The 23,518-nt window shown below is 61.0% G+C and carries 26 protein-coding genes; 13 read left to right on the plus strand and 13 right to left on the minus strand.

What is annotated here, in order from left to right:
• The first annotated feature begins 40 nt into the window (after positions 1-40).
• A complete protein-coding gene (locus PB2503_RS02825) occupies positions 41-610 on the plus strand; it encodes a hypothetical protein (protein ID WP_013299706.1) in 570 nt (189 codons plus the stop codon).
• Here PB2503_RS02825 and pgi read toward each other — a convergent pair.
• The 4 genes from pgi to PB2503_RS02845 are packed head-to-tail and all read right to left on the minus strand — an operon-like array spanning position 607 to position 6,153.
• Entirely contained in the window at positions 607-2,268 is a 1,662-nt protein-coding gene (gene pgi, locus PB2503_RS02830) for a glucose-6-phosphate isomerase (protein ID WP_013299707.1), read from the minus strand. The genes PB2503_RS02825 and pgi overlap by 4 nt on opposite strands.
• Entirely contained in the window at positions 2,258-2,851 is a 594-nt protein-coding gene (locus tag PB2503_RS02835) for a redoxin domain-containing protein (protein WP_013299708.1), read from the minus strand. The genes pgi and PB2503_RS02835 overlap by 11 nt, the downstream gene beginning before the upstream one ends.
• Before the next feature lie 21 nt (positions 2,852-2,872).
• Positions 2,873-5,092, minus strand: a complete 2,220-nt coding sequence (locus PB2503_RS02840) for a protein-disulfide reductase DsbD family protein (protein ID WP_013299709.1) — start codon at positions 5,090-5,092, stop codon at positions 2,873-2,875.
• A 47-nt stretch (positions 5,093-5,139) separates the two neighbouring features.
• A complete protein-coding gene (locus PB2503_RS02845) occupies positions 5,140-6,153 on the minus strand; it encodes an SDH family Clp fold serine proteinase (protein WP_083811101.1) in 1,014 nt (337 codons plus the stop codon).
• A gap of 121 nt (positions 6,154-6,274) precedes the next feature.
• On the opposite strand from PB2503_RS02845, the gene PB2503_RS02850 reads away from it, so the two are divergent.
• The 5 genes from PB2503_RS02850 to PB2503_RS02870 all read left to right on the plus strand — a co-directional run bounded on the left by PB2503_RS02850 (position 6,275) and on the right by PB2503_RS02870 (position 9,559).
• On the plus strand, positions 6,275-7,405 hold the full coding sequence (locus PB2503_RS02850; protein WP_013299711.1) for a M14 family metallopeptidase: 1,131 nt from the start codon (positions 6,275-6,277) through the stop codon (positions 7,403-7,405).
• A gap of 56 nt (positions 7,406-7,461) precedes the next feature.
• Positions 7,462-8,319 carry a type I methionyl aminopeptidase gene (gene map, locus PB2503_RS02855; protein WP_013299712.1) on the plus strand — a complete coding sequence of 286 codons (858 nt, stop codon included), beginning with the start codon at positions 7,462-7,464 and terminating at the stop codon, positions 8,317-8,319.
• Positions 8,306-9,043, plus strand: coding sequence for a RadC family protein (gene radC, locus PB2503_RS02860; RefSeq protein ID WP_013299713.1), 738 nt, complete (start codon positions 8,306-8,308; stop codon positions 9,041-9,043). Before map ends, radC begins: the two co-directional genes overlap by 14 nt.
• Positions 9,044-9,116: 73 nt before the next feature.
• Positions 9,117-9,338 (plus strand): hypothetical protein, encoded by a 222-nt coding sequence (locus tag PB2503_RS02865; RefSeq protein WP_013299714.1) that lies wholly within the window; start codon positions 9,117-9,119, stop codon positions 9,336-9,338.
• Positions 9,320-9,559, plus strand: a complete 240-nt coding sequence (locus tag PB2503_RS02870; protein ID WP_013299715.1) for a ribbon-helix-helix domain-containing protein — start codon at positions 9,320-9,322, stop codon at positions 9,557-9,559. Before PB2503_RS02865 ends, PB2503_RS02870 begins: the two co-directional genes overlap by 19 nt.
• Before the next feature lie 122 nt (positions 9,560-9,681).
• Here PB2503_RS02870 and pal read toward each other — a convergent pair whose 3' ends face one another.
• From pal to tolQ, 5 genes are all read right to left on the minus strand, one after another.
• Positions 9,682-10,209 (minus strand): peptidoglycan-associated lipoprotein Pal, encoded by a 528-nt coding sequence (pal, locus tag PB2503_RS02875; protein WP_013299716.1) that lies wholly within the window; start codon positions 10,207-10,209, stop codon positions 9,682-9,684.
• Between the two features lie 162 nt (positions 10,210-10,371).
• Positions 10,372-11,700: a Tol-Pal system beta propeller repeat protein TolB gene (gene tolB, locus PB2503_RS02880; protein WP_013299717.1), complete on the minus strand. Its 1,329-nt coding sequence runs from the start codon at positions 11,698-11,700 to the stop codon at positions 10,372-10,374.
• 109 nt (positions 11,701-11,809) lie between these two features.
• Positions 11,810-12,694, minus strand: a complete 885-nt coding sequence (locus PB2503_RS14820; RefSeq protein WP_013299718.1) for a hypothetical protein — start codon at positions 12,692-12,694, stop codon at positions 11,810-11,812.
• 13 nt (positions 12,695-12,707) lie between these two features.
• Positions 12,708-13,121 carry a protein TolR gene (gene tolR, locus PB2503_RS02890; protein ID WP_013299719.1) on the minus strand — a complete coding sequence of 138 codons (414 nt, stop codon included), beginning with the start codon at positions 13,119-13,121 and terminating at the stop codon, positions 12,708-12,710.
• Between the two features lie 3 nt (positions 13,122-13,124).
• Positions 13,125-13,820, minus strand: a complete 696-nt coding sequence (gene tolQ / locus PB2503_RS02895; protein ID WP_013299720.1) for a protein TolQ — start codon at positions 13,818-13,820, stop codon at positions 13,125-13,127.
• A gap of 228 nt (positions 13,821-14,048) precedes the next feature.
• Here tolQ and PB2503_RS02900 point away from each other — a divergent pair, with 228 nt between their 5' ends.
• The 5 genes from PB2503_RS02900 (at position 14,049) to rarD (ending at position 17,432) form a co-directional block, all read left to right on the plus strand.
• Positions 14,049-15,080, plus strand: a complete 1,032-nt coding sequence (locus PB2503_RS02900) for an aspartate-semialdehyde dehydrogenase (RefSeq protein ID WP_041534867.1) — start codon at positions 14,049-14,051, stop codon at positions 15,078-15,080.
• Positions 15,081-15,110: 30 nt separating this feature from the next.
• Entirely contained in the window at positions 15,111-15,674 is a 564-nt protein-coding gene (hpt, locus tag PB2503_RS02905; protein ID WP_041535202.1) for a hypoxanthine phosphoribosyltransferase, read from the plus strand.
• A gap of 70 nt (positions 15,675-15,744) precedes the next feature.
• Entirely contained in the window at positions 15,745-15,903 is a 159-nt protein-coding gene (locus PB2503_RS14255) for a YqaE/Pmp3 family membrane protein (protein ID WP_013299723.1), read from the plus strand.
• A gap of 17 nt (positions 15,904-15,920) precedes the next feature.
• On the plus strand, positions 15,921-16,364 hold the full coding sequence (locus PB2503_RS02915; RefSeq protein ID WP_013299724.1) for a DUF4112 domain-containing protein: 444 nt from the start codon (positions 15,921-15,923) through the stop codon (positions 16,362-16,364).
• A 126-nt stretch (positions 16,365-16,490) separates the two neighbouring features.
• The gene (gene rarD / locus PB2503_RS02920) at positions 16,491-17,432 is read left to right on the plus strand and encodes an EamA family transporter RarD (RefSeq protein WP_013299725.1); all 942 of its coding nucleotides are present in this window, start codon (positions 16,491-16,493) and stop codon (positions 17,430-17,432) included.
• On the opposite strand, the gene PB2503_RS02925 is transcribed toward rarD, so the two are convergent.
• A complete protein-coding gene (locus tag PB2503_RS02925; RefSeq protein WP_013299726.1) occupies positions 17,375-17,758 on the minus strand; it encodes a hypothetical protein in 384 nt (127 codons plus the stop codon). The genes rarD and PB2503_RS02925 overlap by 58 nt on opposite strands.
• A 46-nt stretch (positions 17,759-17,804) precedes the next feature.
• On the opposite strand from PB2503_RS02925, the gene PB2503_RS02930 reads away from it, so the two are divergent.
• Both PB2503_RS02930 and rpoH read left to right on the plus strand, forming a co-directional pair.
• Positions 17,805-18,821: an RluA family pseudouridine synthase gene (locus PB2503_RS02930; protein ID WP_013299727.1), complete on the plus strand. Its 1,017-nt coding sequence runs from the start codon at positions 17,805-17,807 to the stop codon at positions 18,819-18,821.
• 231 nt (positions 18,822-19,052) lie between these two features.
• Positions 19,053-19,967 carry an RNA polymerase sigma factor RpoH gene (gene rpoH, locus PB2503_RS02935; RefSeq protein ID WP_013299728.1) on the plus strand — a complete coding sequence of 305 codons (915 nt, stop codon included), beginning with the start codon at positions 19,053-19,055 and terminating at the stop codon, positions 19,965-19,967.
• A gap of 78 nt (positions 19,968-20,045) precedes the next feature.
• On the opposite strand, the gene PB2503_RS02940 is transcribed toward rpoH, so the two are convergent.
• From PB2503_RS02940 to PB2503_RS02950, 3 genes are all read right to left on the minus strand, one after another.
• On the minus strand, positions 20,046-20,501 hold the full coding sequence (locus tag PB2503_RS02940) for a protein tyrosine phosphatase family protein (protein WP_013299729.1): 456 nt from the start codon (positions 20,499-20,501) through the stop codon (positions 20,046-20,048).
• Between the two features lie 275 nt (positions 20,502-20,776).
• Positions 20,777-22,546, minus strand: a complete 1,770-nt coding sequence (locus tag PB2503_RS02945; RefSeq protein ID WP_013299730.1) for a SulP family inorganic anion transporter — start codon at positions 22,544-22,546, stop codon at positions 20,777-20,779.
• 25 nt (positions 22,547-22,571) lie between these two features.
• Positions 22,572-23,489 carry an MBL fold metallo-hydrolase gene (locus PB2503_RS02950; protein ID WP_013299731.1) on the minus strand — a complete coding sequence of 306 codons (918 nt, stop codon included), beginning with the start codon at positions 23,487-23,489 and terminating at the stop codon, positions 22,572-22,574.
• Between the last annotated feature and the right edge of the window lie 29 nt (positions 23,490-23,518).

Raw genomic sequence — 23,518 nt, forward strand, 5'->3', positions numbered from 1 at the left:
TGGCAGATCACCGCCTGACTACGCACGAGGAGGCGAGGCCATGAACGAGCACATGATCGCAGCGATCCGTCGACAATTCCCAGCGACCGAAACGGCGAGCTCTTCTCTCGACAAGCTCCTCACCGAACGCCGCCCCGTCGGTCAGGAGTCCCTCATCGAGAAATTGGCGCGGCTTGAGCAAGAACGCCTACGCATTCAGGGCGCCGAGGGGCTGCCCCGTCTGCGGATACTCGGCAAGGAGCCTTTTTTGCGCCTCATGGCGGGGTTGAGCGGAACGCCGCGGGCCAATGGGTGCCTCGCCCGCATCGAACTGACCGGCCTTGCCCCGATAAGTGCGGCGCATGGCGACGAGGCCGCGGCGGAATTGACCGATTTCCTCGGTCAATGGATGCGTGCCTATTTGCGGGAAAGCGATGTGCTGGGCCGGATCGGCCCTCAGAGCTATGCGGCCTTTCTCCCCCAGGCCAGAAAGGGGGGCACAGAAACAAAGCTCGCCCAGCTCGCCTGGCGGCTTGGGCGTACCCCCTGCACACAGGGTCTTGGCAACCTGGGCCTTGACCTCGTCTCACAGGTGGTGCCGGTCGGGCCCCATGCCCAACTGACCCTCTAAGCCACGCCTCCCTCACGCCGGAGGCGCTTAATCCGCCTTATCAGGTCCGCCGTAGACGGATCGTGCGACGCGACATCGACTTCCCCCTCAAGCTCAGCCAGGATTGTCTTGGCCAATCCCTTACCGAGTTCGACCCCCCATTGATCGAAGGCGTTGATATCCCAGAGGATCGACTGAACGAAAATTCGGTGCTCGTAGAGCGCAAGGAGCGCCCCCAGCGCCTCAGGCGTGAGCCTTTCAACCAATAGGCTGATTGTGGGCCGATCCCCCGGAAAGCTTCGATGGATCGCCAGACGATCTGCCGTCTCCGGATTTTTTCCCGTGGCCAAGGCCTCCGACCTCGCTGCCTCGACCGAACGCCCCGCCATCAACGCTTCGGGTTGGGCCAGGAAATTAGCAAGCAGCTTCTCGTGGTGGTCGCCGACCTCGACCTGACCGCAGGCCGCAGCAATAAAATCGCAAGGGATGACATCCGTTCCCTGATGCAACAATTGATAAAATGCGTGCTGACCATTCGTGCCTGGCTCACCGAAGACAATGGCACCTGTCGGATAATCGACGACCTGGCCAGACCGGTCGATTCGCTTTCCGAGGCTCTCCATATCCGCCTGCTGAAGATAGGCGGGGAGGCGGGCAAGACTTTGATCGTAAGGGAGAACGGCGCGCGCCGAATAGCCAAGGAATGACCGGTGCCATACATCGATCAAAGCCAGGCTTGCCGGCAAATTTCCTTCGAGAGGCATCGTTTCGAAATGACGGTCCATCCCCCGTGCCCCGGAGAGAAGATCTTCAAAACCGGACCAACCGATCTGAAGCGCAATGGAAAGGCCGATTGCGGACCATAGGGAATAGCGCCCGCCGACCCAGTCCCAAAAGGCAAACATATTCTCTGGATCAATGCCAAAATCGGTAACCGCCGCTTCATTCGTCGAGAGGGCGACGAAATGCTTGGCGATCGCCGCTTCGTTACCGCCGCTGGACAAGAACCAGTTCCGCGCCGTTTCGGCATTCGTCATCGTTTCCTGGGTGGTAAAGGTCTTGGACGCAATGAGAAACAATGTCCGCTCAGGATCGATCTGCCGCAGGACCGAGGCAATGTCCGCCCCATCGACATTCGACACATAAAAAGTTCGTCGCCCGTCAACAGTGTACGGATCGAGAGCCCGCGAAACCATGGCGGGACCCAAATCCGATCCGCCGATCCCGATATTTACCACAGTATCGAGAGGCGCACCGCCATAGCCGTCATGGCGACCGTCATGAACCTTCTCGACGAAGGCCTTCATACGGTCCTTTACCGCATGGATGTCGGTTGTCACATTCTGTCCGTCGACCGTGTAAATCCGGTCAGAGGTATCGCGAAGCGCGACGTGCAGCACCGCCCGCTCCTCGGTTTCGTTGATCCGCTGCCCCCCAAACATCGCGTCGCGCCGTGCCTCGAAATCGCAGGCCCTTGCCAAGCCATAAAGGGCATCGAGAATGGTCTGGTTGACAGGCGTTTTGGAGTAGTCCGCATACACCCCTGCCGCCTCAAGGGAGAAATGCGCGACACGCCCCGGATTGTGATCGAACAAATCAGACAGAGGAGGGGGCCCCTCCGCCGCGAGAGCTGTGAGCTTCTTCCAGGAAAAGGCGCGGGCCGAGGGATCAGTCACCATATTTCACCGAACATCCGTAGGGTTTGGTTTGGGGGACGACGATCTGGCGATCGTTATCGAGACTGCGCATGGCCTGCTCGACGTAATTATCCGCCCGGGCCAGGTCGTTCTTGTCCGCCGACGGAATGCTATCGATCGCCCCTGCATAGCGAAGGGCTTGCTGCTCACCGGCGGCGATGACGAACATATGCGGCGTTGTCTTCGCTTCATAGAGGCGGCCGATATCGCCCTCGGAATCGAGGATGACATAGCTCGGATTTGCGCCGCGACTTTTGGTCAAAGCGTTCGCCTCCTCAGCGGTGACAAAGCCTTGTTTCCCTGGTGCCGAAGAAACAACCGTGATCCACACCGTGTCGTCGGCCCGCGACCGTTTTTGTAAGGTCTGCATATTGCCGCTCGAATAATGTTTCTGGACGAACGGACACAGATGATTTGACCATTCGAGGATCACGCGTTTGTCGCTGAGATCGGACAGGGTAATGGTTTCGCCAGTGGTCGTACGGGCGGTGAAATCCGGGGCCGTCTCTCCGATCCGCGGCCCGGCCAGAAGGGCAAGAGCGCTAAGAGCAAAAGCTGTGAGCATAGAGGTAACCTCCAAAAAGGGTCAGGTGCCCGGGGCCGCCACCGTGGCGACAACGAGATCGACGGAAAGGATCTGAGGCAGCATCCGGCTCTCCCCCCGCTGATCGTAATATAGATAAACCGGGATCCCACCGAGACCCAATCGCTCCAATTCCGCTGTGATTTGCGGATCGGCCCGGGTCCAATCGGCAACGACATAGGCCACATTCGCCGCTGCAAAGGCTGATTTCACCCGCGCCGTATCGAGCACCGTGAGCTTGTTCACTTGGCAGGTAATGCACCATGCGGCGGTAAAGTCGACAAACACCGGTCGGCCTTCGGCGATGAGGCCCGCGACGGTGTCAGGGGACCAAGGGATGGCCGTCATCGTCTCCGCCCCCCCCGATGCGGGGGCGGCACTGACCGCAGGGATCCGCGCGAGGGGCACGACAGCCAGAAGGGCACTGAAAGCGGCAAGGGCGCGCCATCTCGACCCTGCATGCGTCTGGGACTGGGACAGCCCGAAGAGATAGGCCGCAAGACCGCTTGCCAACAGCGCAAGACCGAGCAGCAAGACCCCGGTGGGCCCGGTCTGCACGCTCAACAGCCAGATCAGCCAAACCAATGCCGCAAAGAGTGCAAAGGAGAAGAGCTGGCGCAGAATGACCATCCAGGGGCCCGGTCGTGGCAAGACCCGCACCGCTTTGGGGACAAAGCTCAACCCGAGATAGGGAAGCGCCAGACCAAGACCGATGCTGAGGAAGATCACAAGACCGATAACCGGATCGGCGGCCAAGGCCAGGCCCGTCGCCCCGCCGAGAAAAGGGCCGATACAGGGCGCGGCCACCGCGACCGCCAGAACCCCCGTGAAGAACGCACCGGCCGCCCCCGGCTTCTTCGTCAATTGGTCCCCTGTGCCTTGGACCGAGGTCCCCATCTCGTAGACACCGAGCAGATTGAGCGCCACGAGGAACAGGATGACGGCGAAAATCCCCACCGCAAGGGGGGATTGCAAGTGAAAGCCCCAGCCAAGGCCCTCCCCTGCGGCGCGAAGACCGAACAGCAGCGCCGCCAGCCCGCCAAACGTGGTCAGCACCCCTGCGGTATAAAGAAGCCCGTGGCGCCTGATCGTCGGGCGCTCCTCCCGCGATAGCGCCGCAAAGCCGAGGGCTTTGAGAAAAACGATAGGGAACACGCACGGCATCAAATTCAGCACCACCCCGCCGAGCAGTCCGAGCACCATGCCGGCCAGAAGGCTCGGTCGACCGGGCGCATCGGCCAGCGACGGCGCTGCGGAAACCATCTGGTCAGACGTGTCTCCCGCCTGTCCCCCTTCCGAAAGGGTGGTGTGCGGCGGGGTCAGCCGTGGCGGATCTTCGGGGGGGGCCAGTTGCGTGGCGCTGATGCGGTAACCGCGGCGCCCGTTTTCCCCCTCGATCACGACCACCCCGCTCAAGCTTTCCGGCAGCCGCGCGCGATAGGCAAAGCCCGCCTCGAAACCGTAATAGTCTCGACCGTTCCGGCTGGCGCGATAGACCTCCCCGGCGGGCTCGATCAGCGACGGGGCATAGGGGAAAAAGGTCGCTTGCCCCATGGGCGCCCCCTCCATCACCAAGACCGGCCCCCGGTCGCCATCATAATAGGCGGCGTCGAAGGGCGCAGGCTGCGGCAATGCGCGACGGGCCCGCTCGATCGTCACCGCCGCCTCGACGCCCCCCGTCGACATCGCGGCGATGGGCAGCGGCAGGGTCAGGGTCGCGGTTTCCGGGACGCATTGGATCTTACAGATCAAAAAGTCCGCTTTCACGGTGATATCAACCGTCGTCCCGGGGATCGCCGCTTCAGGGATACGAAACGGAATGAGAAAGACGACCCGGCCCTCATGGCCATAATTGACCAAAGGCGGCACAGGGAGGCGTTGGGGAAGGGGATAGGCGGGCTCGCCCGCAACGAACCCGTCGGGCACCTGCCAGGTCAGCCGCAGGGGCAAGCCGGAATCACCGGGATTACGCCAATAGACGTGCCAATGCGCGTCGAGATCCTGGATCAGGGCGAGGGTCATGGTCTCCCCCGGCACCCCCGCCGTCTGCCCCGCCACGAGGCGGGAGGCGGCATGACCCGACCTCACCGTCTCTGAGCTCTGGGCGAGCGCCCCACTCGCAAGACCCGCCCAAAGAAAAATCAGGCCGACCGCCCCCAACAAACGGCGGAGGATCAGGACGGGCACCAACGGGAAAAGGGCGGAAAGGTGGAGGGTGAACATAGGCTCATCAGCGGCTCTGCCTTCCCTAAGCCTCCGATGAGGTCCGATCAACGGCGCCCGTCTTGCCGCGGGGCGGAGGGCCGAACCTCTCCCCGCCCGGGACCGAGATTGAGATCCCGAGGGTTCCACGGGCCATAGGAGAAGCTGCGCGCCCCGGGGCCGGGGGCAAATCCGTGGAAGGGGATGCGCATGCCTTCGGGGGCCGGAGGGGGCGGCAACGCCTGGGGGGGGCGACGCCGACCGAATAGGCGGGTCAGCAAGGTGGGCTCCTGGGTATAACTCACCGATTGCTTGGACAGCTTGTCGGGGAACAATTCCATCAACGCGGCGATCTCCTCGGGCATCTCGGTGGAGGTGTGAAGGCCGATCTCCCGTGCCTCGGCGGCGTCAATGGGATAATCATGGGTCCAGCGGCCGCTCGACAATTCCTCGGCAATGGCATGGGCCGCATTGGGGGAGACCGTCCCCGACAAGAGATCCTTCGCCGCGCGCTCTAATTGCTGCTGCGCTTTACGGGCGACATCGGCCAGGACCCAGGTGAAATCCTCAATGGTGTCAGGGCTTTTCGTCTCGGTCACATGGGCGATCGACGCCGCCGGAAGCCCGCCGATCTGCGGATCGATCGGCCCCAGAACCGCATGGTCATTGAGGATGATATTGTCCGCGGCAAGGGCGATCAATGTGCCGCCCGACATGGCGTAATGCGGCACGAACACCGTTTTTGGCCCTGCATGCGCCTTGATGGCCCTGGCGATCTGAAGCGCCGGAAGGACCAACCCGCCAGGCGTATGCAGAATGATTTCGAGGGGCGTTCCGGCGGGGGTGGACCGGATGGCATTCAACACATCCTCGGCATCGTTGAGATCGATATAGCGAAGCTGCGGAATGCCAAGGAGGCCCATAGGTTCCTGCCGATGGACGATGGCGATGATCCGACTTTTCCGCGCCCGCTGGGTGCGTGCGAAAACGGTTTCGATGGCCGCCCGGCGCTGTCGCCGCGCCAAGATCGGCAGGACGAACAGGACAACAAAGAACAAGCCCCAGATGAAAATGCTTTCCATGTCCTCCCCCGGATACCCCGCTTTCCCACCGCAAGCTTCCCCCAAGACCATCGGTCTGGCGAGTCAAAAGCACCCCGCAAGGGGCCTTTTCCCGACCTCGTAGCCGGATTAGACCCCGAATGTGACCGATCTCATGATTACCGCCCCCGCCGACAGCGGCAATATCGCCGTCCTCGATGCCAAAAACCCCAAGGCCGTTCGTCTGGCGATCGTCCCCGATGGAAAGGCAGCCTTCCACCAATGGTTCTATTTCCGTGTCGCGGGCGGTGAAGGGGTCCCCGTCACCTACCATATCGAGAATGCGGGGCAGGCCTCCTACGCCTTTGGGTGGCCGGACTACCGGGTATGCGTGTCCACCGATCTTGAGGAATGGACCCGGATCGATACACAGTACAAAGATGGCTGTCTGAGCTTTTCCCATAGAGCCGAGCAGAATGCCGTCTACTTCGCCTATTTCGCCGCCTATCCCCTAGAGCGATATCGGCAACTCGCCGCAGAACTCGTCGCGGCGGCGGTCCCCTGCGACCCGCTTGGCCCCTCAGTCGACGGTGAGCCGATTGATGTGTTTCGGTTCGGCGACCCCGGCAAAGATAAAAAACCGCTTTGGGTCATCGCCCGCCAGCACCCCGGAGAGAGCATGGGGTCCTGGTGGATGGAGGGCTTTCTTGAGCGCCTGACCGACCCCGGCGACGCCACGGCGAGAGCGCTCAGGGATCGGGTGACACTCTATGTTGTGCCGCTGGTGAATGTCGACGGCGTTCGCCGCGGCCATCTGCGCACCAATGCGGCGGGAACCGATCTCAACCGCGCCTGGGCGGACCCTTCTGAGGACACCTCTCCCGAAGTCTTCTCCATCCGTCAGCGGATGGATGAAACGGGGTGCGATTTCTTTCTCGACGTGCATGGCGATGAAGCGATCGCCAATAATTTCATTGCCGGCGCAGAAGGCGTGCCGGGGTGGACCCCCCGTCAGCAGGACCGCCTCGATGGATTTCGGGACGCCCTCAGCGCCCTCTCCCCCGCCTTTCAGACCGTCGAAGGCTATCCCGTCGATCCGCCGGGGCGCGCCAATCTCAGCATTGCCGCGAACCAGATTGCCCATCGCTTCGACTGTTTGTCCATGACACTGGAAATGCCGTTCAAGGACGCCAAGGTCCTGCCGGACCCGGAGGTGGGCTGGTCGCCAGAGCGGTGTCGGGCGTTGGGGCGCACCTGTTTGAGCGCGCTTTGGACAACGCTTCCTCTCCTCTAACGCTGCGTCGGACTTTTCTGCCTGTCCCAAGAGCGTAATTCCTCTATGTTGGTGCTATGAGCCGTCTGTCGCCCTCACCGCAAACGCCGCCCTGGCCCCTCCATAATGAGGAGGATTTCGAGGGGATGCGTCGGGCCGGGCAATTGGCCGCGTCCTGCCTCGACATGTTGACGAGAGAAGTCGTGCCCGGGGTCGACACCCTCACCCTGGACCGACTGGCACGGGAATTTGTGCTCGACCATGGCGCGGTATCGGCCACGATCGGCTATCGCGGCTATCGCCATGCCCTGTGCATTTCCCCCAACCACGTCATTTGTCACGGTATTCCGGGGCAAAAACCGATCAACGGCAAGCCGCTGCGTGAGGGGGATATTGCCAATATCGATGTCACCGTCGTATTGGACGGCTGGCACGGTGACACCAGTCGTATGTATACGCTCGATCCGATCAGCGTGAAGGCGCAGCGATTGGTCGACGTCACCTTTGAATGCCTGTGGAAGGGCATCGACACGGTTCGGCCCGGGGCCACCTTGCGCGATATCGGCCAGGCTATTCAGTCCCATGCAGAATCCGCCGGCTTCTCTGTGGTGCGGGATTTTTGCGGCCACGGACTGGGACGCGCGTTTCATAATGCGCCGAATGTCGTGCACTATGGGGAGGTCAAGGACCATTTAGGCCGGACCCAGACCACCCCCGACACCCCGTTGACCGAAGGCATGTTCTTCACCATTGAGCCAATGATCAATGCGGGCAAACCCGATGTGCGTATGCTGAAGGACGGGTGGACGGCGGTCACGCGCGATCGGTCGCTGACCGCCCAGTTCGAACATTCCCTTGGCGTCACGGCCGATGGCGTTGACGTCTTCACCCGCTCCCCCGAAGGCCTCGACCGGCCCCCCTATGGCGCCTCCTGATCGGTCTTCACCGACATCGGTGGCCGCTCCCGGGCCAACCGGGCACCGCCAGCGGCTGAAAAGTCGGTTTCGTCAGGCCGGCGTCGACGGCATTCATGACTATGAATTACTTGAGCTCATCCTGTTTGCCGCTATCCCGCGGAAAGATGTCAAGCCGCTGGCAAAGGCCCTTCTGTCTCGGTTTGGGACGGTGGCGGATGTGCTGTCCGCCCCGCGGACCCGCCTCCTTGAGGTTAAAGTTGATCTTGGCAGCGGGAAAACTTTGGCGATGACCGATGCCTCGGTGGACCAATTCCATCTGATCAAGGCTGCAGCCCTCCGTCTCTCCCAACAAAATCTGCTTGAGCGACCGGTCCTCTCATCCTGGGACAAATTACTCGCCTATGTCAGGGCGCAGATTGCGTACGAAACGGTGGAGCAGTTTCGAGTTCTTTATTTGAACGCCAAGAATGTTCTGATCGCCGACGAAGTGCACGGCTCGGGGACCGTCAATCAAACCCCGGTTTATCCAAGGGAAGTGGTCAAGCGGGCGCTGCATCTCGACGCCAGTGCCCTGATCTTGATCCACAATCATCCCTCGGGCGATCCCACCCCCTCCACAGCCGATATAAAGGTCACCGCCCAATTGGTGGCCGCCGCCGCCACTGTTGGGGTGACCGTTCATGATCACCTTGTGATTGGGCGAGAGGGGCATGCCAGCTTTAAATCATTAGGCTTATTGTGAGTGATAGGCACGGGGCTTGCAGGCTCGTGCGGGGAACAACCCATAACATGTTCAGGGATGAGGAGAGCCGACCATGAGCGAGAAACTGACCGACAGCCGCATGCGTATTCAGCTAGCGCAGTTCTGCTTTGCCAATTCGATTGCCGTTGATGAGCTTTACGCGGCTCTTGGCGTCGATATGAGCACCGCCGATGCCGAGGTCTTGGCCCATATGGCGGGGATTATTGACGGGATGACCGTGGCCGCCAATCGCATTCGGCAGCACGGCCTCGATAATTGGGCGTCGCAGAACTGATCAAGCGATCGGTCACCCTCCGCGGTCACCGGACCTCGGTCGCCCTGGAGGCGGCCTTTTGGGCGGCGCTCGACGAATGGGCGGTCCGACGGGGTGTTCCCGTCGCCCAGCTCATCCTCGACGCCGATTTGAAACGCGGATCGCAGGGGCTTGCCTCAACTCTCCGGGTGGAGCTGCTGGCCGCCGCCCGTCGTGGCGAGCTTTCCCCTCACAAGCCTTGAAGACCCAAGCACGGCCCCCTCTTTAGGGTCATCGGTGCCCCCCTGGCGGGGTCAAGAAAAACCCCTCGAACCACAGGGGCCGAGGGGGATCATTCTTACCAACCGATCGGTCGGCCAGGCTTTTACGAGCCGACAGTCGTCAACAGGACCGTTGTCGCGTTACGGTTCCGTGCCCAGGCCTCAGGCGTGGACCGCGGATCGATGGGCCGCTCCTTGCCGTAGGACACAGTGGTAATCCGCGACGGATCGATACCCAGATCCACGAGATAGGACTTCGCCGCGCTGGCCCGGCGGGCGCCCAAAGCGAGGTTATATTCACGGGTGCCGCGCTCGTCGGCATGGCCTTCGAGGCGGATGCGCGCTTCGGGATATTCCTTCATCCACGCCGCCTGACGCCGCAGGGTCGCAATCGATTCCTGGCCGAGGGCATATTCGTTGTACTCGAAGAACACCCGGTTACCGACATTCTGTTCAAGGTCGGCGGCCGATCCCGGAATGGGTCCCTCAGGCGCCTGATCGACCCGTGCACTGCGCTCCGGGACAACGGCATCCACCGGCGCCGATGCCTCCGGCTCGGGGGTCGACGCACAGGCGGCCAAGGTCGCCAAGGCGATGAGGGCCGTTCCACGACCATAAAAACTATTCAACATAATCACCCCTAATGATTCGCCCCCTCAAATAAGCCGGCCGCAACCGAACTCTCTCCGGGCAATGTCTGTTCCGAACCCGTCGACGGTGCGCATTGCACAATCCGCCACATATTAACTCTACGGGTGCTTTGCGACACTTTCAACAAATCCCGCACAGCTTCACTAATCGAGCAAAGGCGACCACGCAGGATCGGACGCTTCGGTCGAGGTCTCGACCCGGCGGAGGTTTCTGCCGGTCAAATCAATGGAGTAGAGATTAACCGGGCCCCCCGGACGATTTTCGCGGAAGAACATGATGACCCGACCATTCGGCGACCAGGTCGGCCCCTCGTCCAGATAACTTTCTGTTAACAAACGCTCGCCCGTCCCATCCGGCTTGACGACACCGATATAGAATCGTCCCCGATAGAGGCGCGTAAAGGCAATCAGATCTCCACGGGGCGACCAGACCGGTGTCCCATAGGTGCCGTTGCCGAAGGTAATGCGTCGCTGATCGGATCCGTCCGCATTCATCACATAAATCTGCTGGCTGCCGCCGCGATCGCTGGCAAAGGTAATGTGCCGGCCATCGGGAGACATTGAGGGCGAGGTATCGATGGCCGGATTCCGCGTCAGCCGTTCGATCCGACGGGTAATCAGATCCATGCGGGCAATATCCGTGTTCCCGGCCTCCTCGATGGACAAGAGGACGCCGCGCCCATCGGTGCTGAACCGCGGGGCGAAGGTCATGCCGCGCCACGAGCCCAAGGCCTCCATCTCGGTGGTCTCGATGTCATAAAGATAGACTTGGCTTGGCCGGTCATCGAACATGGCGAGGAAAATGATCTGCTGTTGGGTCGGTGAGAACCGCGGGGTCAGGGCATCGAAATTCAGCCCATCGGTGAGGATTGAGGGATTGGCACCGTCTTGGTCCATGATCATCAGCCGCTTGCGGCGATCCGTTTTCGGGCCGGACTCAGCGACATAAACGATCTTGGTGTCGAAATAGCCCGGCTCACCGGTCAATTGCTCATACACGAAATCAGCGATTTCATGCCCCGCCTTCCGAACATTGGTCGCCGGGGTTTTGAAGGCGATCGTGCCCAATTGTTTCGAGGCCCCGACATCCCAGAGCCGGGCAGCGACCTGAATGCGTCCGCCGGAGAGAGCCGTCACCTCGCCAACCAACAGCACCCTCGCGTCGATCGCCCGCCAATCGGCAAACCGCGGCGGGGTGTTCACGGACTGAAGCTGTTGGATGAACGCCGCCGGATCAATGGGCGCGAACAAGCTTGAGCTTGCCAGATCGTCTCGGATCACCTCGCTCAGATCGGCGCTGACCCGCTCGGCCCCCTCGCCCGTCGCAATGAAGGCCGGCAGAGCCACGGGCATCGGATCGGTCCGACCGCCCACAATATCGATCAGCGGCTCATCCTGCGCCACAGCCCCAAGGGGCAGGGCCAGCGTAAAGGCGACAAACAGAGCGCTCAGAACGCGAACGATCAGGACCATGCAAGTTCCTCGTGACATTGGCTCATTCCTCAATGGTCTAGCGGCGTCGCCCCCGGAACACGAGGCCTTTGCGATAACTTCACTTAAGGCGCCCGACGGCTTTGCCGCCTCAAGACGTCCCCGGCCGGAACCGGAAATTGATCACGCGCCATTGCTGATATCGGGCCGGGTCGAGGGCGTCGAGGGGAAGGCAGGCCCTTACCGCCGCCACCGCATTTCTCGCCGCCGCCTGATAAGCGGGGTTGCCGGAACGGTTGATCGCAGCCTGGTTGGTGATCTCGATCGGCGCCGCCAGCGTTTGGTCGATATTGAGGACGATCCGCAACTCGACCACGAATTGATCGGCGTCCCGCGCGGAGAGGTCGATCACTCTATTGGCGCGGACACAGGCCTGGAGCGCGGCCTCCTCGGTGATACTCAATTGACCGCCCGGACCGATTTGCGGCTGGTCGCGTTCCCCTCCCTCTCCGGTGTCCCCCACAACCCGCGGCGCAGTACGCGGGCGATCCGGCGTGAGATCGACCAATCCGTCGCTCAGCGAGTCAAAATCGAGGTCCTCCACGGGATCGGGCTCGGGCGCAGATGTCGGCGGCGCAGGCTCTGGGTCGGGCTCAGGCAATTGAGGCTCAGGCTCAGCTTCCGGTTGAGGCTCAGGCTCGGGGGCAGGTTCCGGCGCCGGTTGAGGCTCGGGCTCAGGCTCGGGCGCAGGTTCAGGCTCAGGTTCTGGCTCTGGCGTCGGATCGGGCTCAGGCTGGGGCGCGGGTTCAGGCGCCGGCTCGGGAAGCGGCGCCGGTTCTTCCCGCTCGGCGGGCTCTTCGGTTGCCGATTCCGCGGGGATCGACACCAAATCGTCGAACTCGGCCCGGCTCAGCACATCGACCGGTACGGGAGGAATATAGATCGGATCGTCGGCCAGGCGCGGCACGGTCACCACGAGACCGCCGATCACCGCCCCATGGAGGAGGAGCGAGAGCGAGAGAGCGGGAAATCGCACGCCCCTCGCCCGCCTACTCCGTAACCAGGCCGATGCGAGTGAACCCCGCACCGTTAAGAGCCCCCAAGACCTGTGCCACAGCGTCATAGGAAGCGGCCCGGTCGCCCTGAACGTAAATCCGCTGATCATAGCCCGCCTGGCGAACCGCAGTCAGATGGGGCGCGAGATTGTCGAGGGCAATTTCTGTGTCCTGGACGAAAATACGCCCCTCCGAGGTGACCGAAACGGTGATCGGCTCACCGCTATCGGTCATGGCTTGCGCGTCCGTGTCCGGCTTGTCGACTTCGATTCCCACCGTCAGCAACGGCGCCGCCACCATGAAAATGATCAGCAAAACGAGCATCACATCGACCATGGGGGTGACGTTGATTTCCGCCATCGGCGTGAACCGACCGCGCCCCCCGGGCTGTCTGATCCCACCGGCCATGGGCTACGCCCCCTCGCCAAGGCGTCGGGACAGGATCGCCACGAATTCCGTGGCAAAGCCCTCAAGTCGGACGGCATAGGAGTTAACCCCCGCCGCGTATCGGTTGTAACCAATGACCGCCGGTATCGCGGCGACAAGGCCAAGCGCCGTGGCGAACAGCGCCTCGGCGATACCCGGCGCCACCACGGCCAGATTGGCGTCGCCAGTGGCGCCAATGCCGCGAAAGGCGTTCATGATCCCCCACACCGTGCCGAACAGACCGATAAAGGGGGCCGCCGACCCAATCGTCGCCAGCACCGAAAGCTGGCTTTGAATCTTCTCAAGCTCCCGATTGACGTGGACCCGCGCCACGCTTTCCAACCGCGAGGCCGCCGCAGGATCCCCATGGCCGCGATCTTGAGTGAATTCATCCATCAGGGTCATGAAGATGCGGGCCATGGGATGGTCGGGCTTGTCCTTGACCTTCCGCCCCAGCTCATCAAGGGGGCGCCCCGACCAGAATTGGTCTTCGAACTTCTTGGCCTTGGATTTGATGGCGCCGAGGGTCATCGATTTGTCGAACATGATCGTCCAGGACCAAACGCTCATGCCCGCCAAAACAAGCATCACGAATTGCACGACGATATCGGCCTGAAGAATGAGGCCCCAGATAGAAAAATCGGTCCCCAATTCGGAGGTGACCGTCACCGCTTCGTCCATCAATCCGCTCCCGACGAGGCATCCGCCCGTTTACCATGCGTAATGATGTAACACGGTTTTTGTGACGGTTGCGAGGCGCCCTCGCCGAGCTTCCGTCAAATTTGTGCCCCAAGACTTTTGGTGGCCCGAGCGCCGGCACGCCCTACCGCCCCGATCTTGCCCCTAGATCTTGCACTTCGCGCATAGCTCGTTCACCACCCCCTTTTTTATCGAGAAGGACGGGAACCCGTGTCTCTTACCGTAGCGGTCGTCGGGGCCACCGGCATGGTCGGCCACGAAGTCTTGAGTATCCTCGCCGAGCGTCTTTTTCCGGCGGACGAGGTGATTGCCCTTGCCTCCCGCAACTCCCTCGGTCGGGAGGTGTCCTACGGCGACAAAACCCTCAAATGCCGTGACCTCGATCAATTCGATTTTGCGGGAACCGATCTTGCGATCTTTGCCGCGGGCGGCGACATCTCCGAGAAATACGCCCCCCTCGCCGCCAAGGCCGGGTGCATCGTCATCGATAATTCATCGAAGTTTCGTCTCGATCCGGATGTCCCGCTGATCATTCCTGAGGTGAACGCCGCGGCGGTCGACGGCTATGCCAAGCGGAATATCATCGCAAACCCCAATTGCTCCACGGCGCAATTGCTGGTGGTGCTCAAACCGCTGCACGATCGGGCAAAAATCAAGCGCGTCGTCGTGGCCACCTATCAATCCGTCTCCGGCGCCGGCAAAGAGGCCGCCGACGAATTATTCACCCAAACCAAGGGCATTTTCGTCAATGACGAGCCCTCACCGGAAAAGTTTACCAAGCAGATCGCCTTTAACGTGATCCCGCATATCGATGTCTTTCTCGACGATGGCTCCACGAAAGAGGAGTTCAAGATGGTGGCGGAAACCAAAAAGATCCTCGACCCGACGATCAAGCTCACCGCCACCGCTGTCAGGGTGCCGGTTTTCGTCGGCCATGCGGAAGCGGTGAATATCGAGTTCGAAGAGCCCCTCGACGACGAAGAGGCGCGGGCAATCCTGCGGGAGGCTCCAGGCTGTCTCGTCGTCGATAAGCGAGAGGATGGCGGTTATGTCACCCCGGTCGAATGCGTCGGCGATTTTGCGACCTTTATCAGCCGCATAAGGACAGATTCCACGGTGGAGAACGGTCTGAATTTGTGGGTGGTCTCGGACAATCTGCGCAAAGGGGCAGCCTTGAACGCCGTGCAGATTGCGGAGTTGCTGGTCAATCGCGGACATGTCAAAGCAGGCGACAGCGCCTGATCCTTCCTCGCCTCTTCGCTGGAGCCAATGATGATCACAGTCCGTGGAAAGACCATCGAGCCCCTCTTCTCCGCGGACCAGATTGCCGAGCGCAATATCGCCCTGGCCGAACAAATTGCTGAGGGGCCGACGACGGACCTTTTGGTGATCGCGGTTCTCAAAGGCTCCTTCATTTTCGCGGCGGATCTCTTGCGGGCCCTGCACGCCGTCGGCCTCGCCCCGGAGGTCGAGTTCATCACCCTCTCAAGCTACGGCAAGGGGACCGTGTCGCAGGGGGTGAGGATCATCAAGGATATCGACAGCGAAGTGGCAGGACGGGACATTTTGCTGATCGACGACATCCTGGAATCAGGACGGACACTGAGATTTGCGCGCGATCTGATGTTCGAGCGGGGGGCCAATCATGTGTCGATTGCCGTCCTGCTCGATAAGACGAGCAAGCGCACCGAGGGTACAGTCGAGGCTGACTATGTCGGCTTTGAATGTCCTGATCATTTCGTTGTCGGCTATGGTATGGACGTTGCCTATGCGTTCCGCGAACTCCCCTTTGTGGGGATCGTCACCGGCGACAGTGAAGGGGCGGCCCCTCGCTGATCCTGCAACCGGAACCTCTGTCCTCGGGCCCCGTTATCGGGGTGTGACATCTTAACCGAGGACAAATCCCATGGACCTGATCCGCATCATCTTCTCGATTCTTCTGCCGCCCCTTGGCGTTGCCCTTCAGGTGGGGCTCGGCGCTCAATTCTGGCTCAATGTCCTTCTTACGCTGCTTGGCTACATTCCCGGGGTGATCCACGCGGTCTACATTATCGGCAAGCGGTAAGGCGCCTTTTTTGATCAATGACCACGATGGCCGAACGGAACAGTCCCACGATTGACCCGTCTCCCGAGCCTCGGGGCCCTGAGTCCCTGGGACACGCAACGCAGGTCCGGCGCCTGCGGCGCTTGTCGAAACTTGCCCGCCTCCTCGATGCACGGTTCGGGGTGCCCGGGTTTCGCTTCGGTCTCGACGGGATCATCGGCTTGGTGCCCGGTGTCGGCGATGCCATCATGGCGGCCATTTCCATCGGGATCGTCGTCGAGGCGGCGCGGATGGGCGCGCGCACCACGACCCTGATTAGGATGGTGTTCAACATCGTCATCGACAGTTTAGCAGGGGCCGTCCCCCTTCTCGGCGACATCTTCGACATCTTCTATAAAGCGAACCTGCGGAACATCGATCTGTTGCGACGTGAGTTCCCCGATGCCGCCGCCGAGGTGGACAGCGTCGCCAAGGACCGCTGATCGGTGACATGATGCCGGGGCGCGCCCCCCGATTTCGGGGGGACCTTAAGGGCCGAGCCCAAAAGGGCCGAGCCGTGCCGAAGATCCGCCCTAGCCAAAGGGCAGGACGGCTTCTAGGCGGCACTGATGTCCGGTCCTTCCTCCTTGCGTACTGGCCTTTTGGCGGGAACCCTAGCCTATACGCTATGGGGGTTTTTGCCCTTTTATTTTATCGTCCTGCGGGGCATCTCGCCGATTGAAATCTTCACCGATCGGATCTTGTTCGCCGTGCCCTTCGGGCTGCTGGTGATCCTGGCGCGTTCGCAATGGGGCGAAGTCGTAAAGGGGCTCCGGTCCCCGAAAGTGGTGCTCTGGCTTCTCGCCTCTGCCCTGGCGATTGCCGGGAATTGGATCCTCTATATCGTCGCCGTTCAAGAAGGCCGCGTCTTCGAGGTCAGCCTTGGCTACTACATCAATCCATTGGTGTACGTCCTGGTGGGTGTCGTGGTGATGGGCGAACGCCTTCGCCGTCTCCAGATCCTGGCCGTCCTGCTGGCCGGTATTGGCGTGACCATTCTGACGGTCTATGGCGGACGGTTCCCGCTCTTCGGGCTGATCCTCGCGGTGACCTTCACCTTTTACGGCTACTCGCGAAAGCGGGTGGCGATCGGCGCGATGCCCGGGCTCTTTATCGAGACTTTATTGCTCAGCCCCCTGGCCCTCGGCCTCCTGATATGGCTGGTCGCTTCGACCGATACCGGCCTTGAGGCAGGCTTGTCCGGCGATTTTGGCCTTTTGACGCTCCTGATGCTCGCCGGACCGATTACCGTGACGCCGCTTCTGTTTTTTGCCATTGCCGCCCGGCGCCTAACCCTCTCGACCATTGGGTTCTTGCAGTTTATCGGCCCCACGCTTGCCTTCGGCATTGGCCTTCTTGACGGCGAACCGTTCACCCCCGCCTATCAAATTTGCTTTGCCTTCATTTGGCTGGGGGTCGCGCTCTTTATTGGCGATGCGCTTCAGCACCGCGCTCAGCGGCCATCGCCGGTCCCGCGGGCGGTCGCCGCCTCGCTGTCGACCGATCCGTAGCGAATATCGCTGGCGGCAATGTCGCCTCCGGCGAGGTCGATCAGGAGGAGGCGCTGGGTGCCGTCAGGCTGATCGACGGTCAGGAAGAGCCGATCTCCCTCCAGGGTCGCGTGGCCAATTCGCTCCCCCTCTTCCAATGTGACGACGGGCAAGGTGGTCTCGCCCTCGCCCTCCGTCGGGCCCTTAACGATCAAGGCCGCGACGAGACCGAAGCCCAAGAGCAAGATCAGCCCCAGTCCCCACACAACCCCCTTCAAGATCGCAAGGGAAGGGCCGCCCTCGGCAAGGGCGGTATTATCATCGGGGGAGGGGGCTGCGTCATTCATCGGCGCGGGTTTGACAACGAAACGCTTTCAAGGTCACCCCTTTTCGATGAGCGATACAGAGCCCCTCTCCTTCACGGTCGCCGAGGCCGATGTCGGCGCCCGCCTCGATAAGTGGATTGCCGATCAGACCGACGCCTATAGCCGGGCGCGGATCAAAGCGCTGATCGAGGGCGGGGCACTGACGAAGGACGCAGCGCCCTTCACAGATCCAAAGTGGAAGCTGCGCCAAGGGGAGGTATTCACCCTGGTCCCCCCACCCCCCGAAGACCCAACGCCAAAGCCCGAAGACATCCCCCTGACAGTGCTGTTCGAAGACGGGGATTTGATTGTCATCAACAAACCGGCGGGGCTGGTCGTGCACCCCGCTGCCGGAAATTGGACCGGCACTTTGGTGAATGCCCTCCTCCACCATTGCGGCGATACGCTCTCCGGCATTGGCGGCGTCATCAGGCCGGGGATCGTGCATCGCCTGGATAAGGATACGTCGGGTGTCATGGTGATCGCGAAGAACGACCACGCCCATCAGGGTCTCTCGGCGCTCTTTGCCGCGCATGATATCGACCGTGCCTATCTTGCCCTTTGCGAAGGGAGCCCGCGACCGACCAGCGGCACGATCACCTGGCCCCTCGCCCGCTCTTCGGGGGACCGGAAGAAGATGACGGTGGTGGGGGTCGACCGGCCCGAGGGCAAGGAAGCCATCACCCATTTTGCGCGGCTCGACGCCTATGGCATCGGCCGGGCGAAATTGCCGGGGGACGCCCTCGCCTCCCTTGTGGAATGTCGGCTGGAAACAGGCCGTACCCACCAAATCAGGGTGCATATGAGCCATATCGGCCACCCCCTGCTCGGGGATCCGGTCTACGGTCGATCGGGCCTTGCGGGATTGAAACCGGGGGATCCGGCCGCCGACCATGCCCTTGGCCTCCTCCGACGGTTCCGGCGCCAGGCTCTTCACGCGGTAGAGCTTGGTTTCGATCACCCGGTGACGGGCGAGGCCCTTCATTTCCGTCAGCCGCCGCCCCATGATTTCTCGACGCTTGTCGAGGCCTTCAAGGTCCTGTGAGCCCTGCTCCCCGTCCCCGTTAAGGGCGGCCGCATTGGCCCAATCGATGAGGCTTATCGGCTTGGTGAGTGGCGAAATAACAGCGCCCCCCTTAGAAGCGGGGGAGATGTACCTATTTTCAATCTTTGACCGGTGGTCTGTGCGCTATTGTCCGACAACCGCGAGGCGATGCGCACGTTGAATGTGATGAGAGCTTTTTGACATCGCATTTGGGGAGAAAAGAGAGACGATATGGCCAATGCACTGACAACGACCAGCGGCGCCGCCCTGAGCCCCGAAGGCGGGCTCAATCGCTATTTGGCCGAGATCCGCAAATTCCCGCTCCTCGAACGGGATGAGGAGTATATGCTGGCCAAGCGGTTTAAGGAGCACGAAGATCCTGACGCGGCGCAGCGCCTGATCACCTCACATCTCCGTCTCGTGGCGAAAATCGCCATGGGCTATCGCGGCTACGGCCTCCCCACCGGCGAGGTCATCTCAGAGGGCAATGTCGGCCTGATGCAGGCGGTCAAGAAATTCGACCCCGACAAAGGGTTCCGGCTGTCGACCTATGCGATGTGGTGGATCCGCGCCTCGATCCAAGAATATATCCTGCGGTCGTGGTCATTGGTGAAAATCGGCACCACGGCAGCGCAGAAAAAGTTGTTCTTCAATCTTCGCAAACTCAAAGGTCAAATCGACGCCGTCGACGAAGGGGATATGCGGCCCGAGGAGGTCGAGCTGATTGCCACCCGTCTCGGCGTGACCGAAGACGAAGTCATCTCCATGAACCGGCGTATGGCGGGGTCTGACAATTCCCTCAACTCCCCCATGCGGAGCGACGGCGATGGCGGAGCCGAATGGCAAGACTGGCTGGTCGACGAGAATGCGGTGAATGCCGAAAGCCAACTCGTCAAAGACGACGAGTTCGAAACGCGGATGGAGCTACTGCAGGAAGCCATGGTCGACCTCAACGACCGTGAGCGGCATATTCTGACCGAGCGGCGATTGACCGAAAATCCCAAGACCCTCGAAGAACTTTCGGGCGAATATGGCGTGAGCCGTGAGCGCATTCGTCAGATCGAAGTCCGGGCCTTTGAGAAATTGCAAAAGGCCATGAAGCGTCTGGATAAGGAGATGCGCGCCGAGACCCTTCGCCTCGGGTAAGCTCACGCCTCACCGTTGCGGGTGAGGCGCATGACGACGAGCAGTGAACCGAAAAGGCCGAAAAGGTCCAGGGGATCGTCAGCCGTGTAAAGCGCCCTGCCCCGTGCCAGCCACGGCAGGGGACATCGCGTCGAGACGCGGACGTAGCCCTTCGAGATCATAGCCCGCCTGCTTTGCAGTGCTGAGGATCGCGTCGGTCGACAGATGTCCCGCTTGGCTGAGCGCCCACAGCATCGCCGAGCGGGTCCCGGTCCGACAATAGGCAAGGATCGGCCCGGGAAGATTGAGGGCAACCTCCTGAAAGGCGGCCAGCTCGCTGTCAGTGATCTCCCCGCAGTTTACCGGCACGTAGCGTACGTTGAGCCCATGGCGGCGCCCGGCCTCGCTCATCTCGGCGGCGCCCGGCTGGTCCCCCTCCCCATCAGGACGGTTGATGATGATCGTTCGATAGCCCTGACGGGCGGCCACACCGAGATCGGCAGGCTCTAGCTGAGGAGAGACGCTAAAATCTGGGGTAAGACTGCGATCATCCATGACGGCCCTCCGGCACTCTCATTTTCCTATTTTTACTCTTATTAATTGGCAATAGTCAATAAGTCATTGCGGTCGGCGCAGGTGCCTTTTATCGCCATATCCGAAGGGCCGACCTCCAGAGGGGCTATTGTTTTCAGATCTTTTGAAGAGAAGAGGACAGACAATCCTCTCCCCGCCCTGCCGGATTTCTCCCCTATCGCTGGGAAAGATCATTATTCGATTTCCTATTTTGACATCTATTGGCCGCGCTTATCCGCCCTCGTCACGCCGGCCCCTCAGCGCGCCGCCGCCTGCGGGTGCGCGCCATCGCGCGCCCCATCGACTAGGGCGGGGGTGAGCGTCGACAGGGCGGCAAATTGGCTTAGGAAAACCTCCCCCGTGAGGTCCGCAAGCAGGTGGGATCGCTTGAGGCGATCCATGACCGGGCCCTTCACCTCGGACAGGTGAAAGGTAACGCCCGAATCCTTCAGCCGCGCGTTCATCGCCTCAAGACTTTCAAGGGCGCTCGCATCGATAGAATTCACCGCCGGACACATCAGGACGAAATGCTCCAGGGTCGGATTGTCGGCCACAAGATCGTAAACAATATCCTCAAGGCCCCGCGCATTGGCGAAGTAGAGGCTTTCATCGACGCGGAGCGTTATCACCTTGTCGTCCGTGACGACATCGTGGCGATCGACATTCCGAAAATGCTCCGTTCCCGGAACCAAACCGACAATAGCCATATGGGGCCGCGATGTCTTCAGCAGATAGAGGGATAAGGACAACAGGACCCCCGCAACCACCCCCGTCTCTATCCCAAATCCCAAGGTGAAAATGATCGTCGCCAGCATCGACGCGCCATCAGCCTTTGAGTATCGCATCGTCTCGCCAACCGCCCTGATATCCACGAGGGAGAGGACGGCCACGATGATGGTGGCCGCCAGGGTTGCCTTGGGCAGGAATGTTAAGAGCGGCGTCAGGTAGAGGGCGGCCAGGGAAATGCCGAGGGCGGTATAGGCGCCGGCTGCGGGCGTTTCGGCCCCGGCATCGAAATTCACGGCGGAGCGGGCGAAACCGCCAGTGACAGGATAGCCCGAGGACAAGCCGCTGGCGATATTCGCGGCCCCAAGGGCGATCAATTCTTGGTCAGGATCGATCCGCTGACGTCGTTTGGCGGCAAGAGTCTGAGCGACCGAGATCGATTCCACAAAGCCGATGATGGAAATCAATATCGCCGGCCCGACCAGCGATCGAAGAAGGTTGAGATCAACGGAAGGCACCGCGACTGGCGGAAGGCTCCCCTCGATATCGCCGACAATAGCAACCCCCTGCTGATCGAGTCTGAAAATCGCGGTGAGCGCAATCGTCACGACGATGGCAAGAACCGGCCCCGCCTTGGCGAGCATGCTTGCCGTCGTCGCCTTCATCCCGACCTTTTTAAGGCAAGGCGCAAGCCCCCGCCGCACCCAAAAGAGAAAGGCTATGGCCATGACGCCTATCATCAGGGTCGGGATGTTCGTGTCGGCAAGCTGGTGGAATAGCGCCGATACGAGCCGGAAAAGGGTCTCGCCGTGGGCCTCAACCCCCAAAATATGTTTCACCTGGCTTGCGGCAATAATCAGCCCCGAGGCGGTGATGAACCCCGAAATAACAGGGTGGCTGAGGAAATTGGCCACGAAGCCAAGACGGAACAAGCCCATGGCCGTCAGAAACGCACCGGATAACAGGGCGAGGAGGATCGCGGCGGCAAGATATCCGGCAGTCCCCTGCTCGGCGACTTGCCCAACCGCGGTGGCGGTCAAGAGGGAGACAACGGCAACCGGCCCTACCGCCAAGCTACGGGACGTTCCGAATACGGCATAGGCGACGAGGGGAAGGATGGACGCATAGAGCCCCACCTGGGGCGGTAATCCCGCCAGAAGGGCATAGGCCAAGGATTGTGGGATCAGCATGATGGTCACAATGACCGCGGCCAGGGCGTCCTTCGCGAACGTGTCGCCACGATAGCCACCGATCCAGGAAAGGATCGGCAGATATTGCCGTCTTCGCGCCCTGCTGACCATCACACCCCTCGGCCTTATATCCCGCCTAGAGGGCGTTCAGCGGAATTTTTAGGTATTGCTGTCCATTATCCTCAGGCACCGGAAGATTGCCGGCATTCATGTTCACCTGAATAGAGGGCAAAATCAGAGTGGGCATCGACAAGGTCGCGTCGCGTTCATTCCGCATCTTGACGAACGCCTCCTCCGAGACGCTGTCTTTTACGTGAATGTTCTCACGCCTCTCTTCGCCGACAGTCGTTTCCCAAGCATAGTGATCACGAGTCTCTGATTTGTAATCATGGCAGAGGAACATACGCGTTTCATCGGGAAGCTGAAATAAGCGCCTGATAGACCGATAAAGGGTCACGGCGTCCCCACCCGGAAAATCACATCGCGCCGTACCGTAATCGGGCATAAAGATCGTATCACCGACGAATAACGCATCGCCGATAAGATAGCTCATGCAGGCTGGGGTATGACCCGGCGTGTGCATTGCAACCCCCTGGAACCGCCCAATCTTGAATATGTCTTCATCCTCGAAAAGAACATCGAACTGAGATCCGTCGCGCTGAAAGGCCGTACCGGCATTGAACACTTTGCCGAACACATACTGGACCGTCTTGATTTCCGATCCGATCGCAATCCGTCCACCGACGTTTTTCTTAACATAGGGGGCAGCCGATAGGTGATCAGCATGCACATGGGTCTCAAGGATCAGATCGATCTTCAGCCCTTTTTCCCGGACAAAGTCCAGGACCCTATCGGCACTTTCGGTCGTAATGCGACCAGCCTTATTGTCGAAGTCGAGGAGACTATCGATAACCGCCGCCTCCTTCGTCTCCGGATCATACAGAACATACGATACGGTGTTGGTGGCCTCATCGAAAAAAGCCTCGACAGCGGGCGCGTCGAAACGATGGTCGCTCACAGCCACGGGGAGAGGTGGGATCTGGCTCGCTGACATGACATCCTCCTTGGATTACATCCCCATCA

This window comes from Parvularcula bermudensis HTCC2503 (assembly GCF_000152825.2).
Classification (GTDB): domain Bacteria; phylum Pseudomonadota; class Alphaproteobacteria; order Caulobacterales; family Parvularculaceae; genus Parvularcula; species Parvularcula bermudensis.

Excerpts from the sequence above, each read along its gene's own strand:
- PB2503_RS02825 (WP_013299706.1), top strand. The coding sequence starts at position 41 with ATGAACGAGCACATGATCGCAGCGATCCGTCGACAATTCCCAGCGACC.
- pgi (WP_013299707.1), bottom strand. The coding sequence starts at position 2,268 with ATGGTGACTGATCCCTCGGCCCGCGCCTTTTCCTGGAAGAAGCTCACA.
- PB2503_RS02835 (WP_013299708.1), bottom strand. The coding sequence starts at position 2,851 with ATGCTCACAGCTTTTGCTCTTAGCGCTCTTGCCCTTCTGGCCGGGCCG.
- PB2503_RS02840 (WP_013299709.1), bottom strand. The coding sequence starts at position 5,092 with ATGTTCACCCTCCACCTTTCCGCCCTTTTCCCGTTGGTGCCCGTCCTG.
- PB2503_RS02845 (WP_083811101.1), bottom strand. The coding sequence starts at position 6,153 with ATGGAAAGCATTTTCATCTGGGGCTTGTTCTTTGTTGTCCTGTTCGTC.
- map (WP_013299712.1), top strand. The coding sequence starts at position 7,462 with ATGAGCCGTCTGTCGCCCTCACCGCAAACGCCGCCCTGGCCCCTCCAT.
- radC (WP_013299713.1), top strand. The coding sequence starts at position 8,306 with ATGGCGCCTCCTGATCGGTCTTCACCGACATCGGTGGCCGCTCCCGGG.
- PB2503_RS02865 (WP_013299714.1), top strand. The coding sequence starts at position 9,117 with ATGAGCGAGAAACTGACCGACAGCCGCATGCGTATTCAGCTAGCGCAG.
- pal (WP_013299716.1), bottom strand. The coding sequence starts at position 10,209 with ATGTTGAATAGTTTTTATGGTCGTGGAACGGCCCTCATCGCCTTGGCG.
- tolB (WP_013299717.1), bottom strand. The coding sequence starts at position 11,700 with ATGGTCCTGATCGTTCGCGTTCTGAGCGCTCTGTTTGTCGCCTTTACG.
- tolR (WP_013299719.1), bottom strand. The coding sequence starts at position 13,121 with ATGGCCGGTGGGATCAGACAGCCCGGGGGGCGCGGTCGGTTCACGCCG.
- tolQ (WP_013299720.1), bottom strand. The coding sequence starts at position 13,820 with ATGGACGAAGCGGTGACGGTCACCTCCGAATTGGGGACCGATTTTTCT.
- hpt (WP_041535202.1), top strand. The coding sequence starts at position 15,111 with ATGATCACAGTCCGTGGAAAGACCATCGAGCCCCTCTTCTCCGCGGAC.
- PB2503_RS14255 (WP_013299723.1), top strand. The coding sequence starts at position 15,745 with ATGGACCTGATCCGCATCATCTTCTCGATTCTTCTGCCGCCCCTTGGC.
- PB2503_RS02915 (WP_013299724.1), top strand. The coding sequence starts at position 15,921 with ATGACCACGATGGCCGAACGGAACAGTCCCACGATTGACCCGTCTCCC.
- rarD (WP_013299725.1), top strand. The coding sequence starts at position 16,491 with ATGTCCGGTCCTTCCTCCTTGCGTACTGGCCTTTTGGCGGGAACCCTA.
- PB2503_RS02925 (WP_013299726.1), bottom strand. The coding sequence starts at position 17,758 with ATGAATGACGCAGCCCCCTCCCCCGATGATAATACCGCCCTTGCCGAG.
- PB2503_RS02930 (WP_013299727.1), top strand. The coding sequence starts at position 17,805 with ATGAGCGATACAGAGCCCCTCTCCTTCACGGTCGCCGAGGCCGATGTC.
- rpoH (WP_013299728.1), top strand. The coding sequence starts at position 19,053 with ATGGCCAATGCACTGACAACGACCAGCGGCGCCGCCCTGAGCCCCGAA.
- PB2503_RS02940 (WP_013299729.1), bottom strand. The coding sequence starts at position 20,501 with ATGGATGATCGCAGTCTTACCCCAGATTTTAGCGTCTCTCCTCAGCTA.
- PB2503_RS02945 (WP_013299730.1), bottom strand. The coding sequence starts at position 22,546 with ATGGTCAGCAGGGCGCGAAGACGGCAATATCTGCCGATCCTTTCCTGG.
- PB2503_RS02950 (WP_013299731.1), bottom strand. The coding sequence starts at position 23,489 with ATGTCAGCGAGCCAGATCCCACCTCTCCCCGTGGCTGTGAGCGACCAT.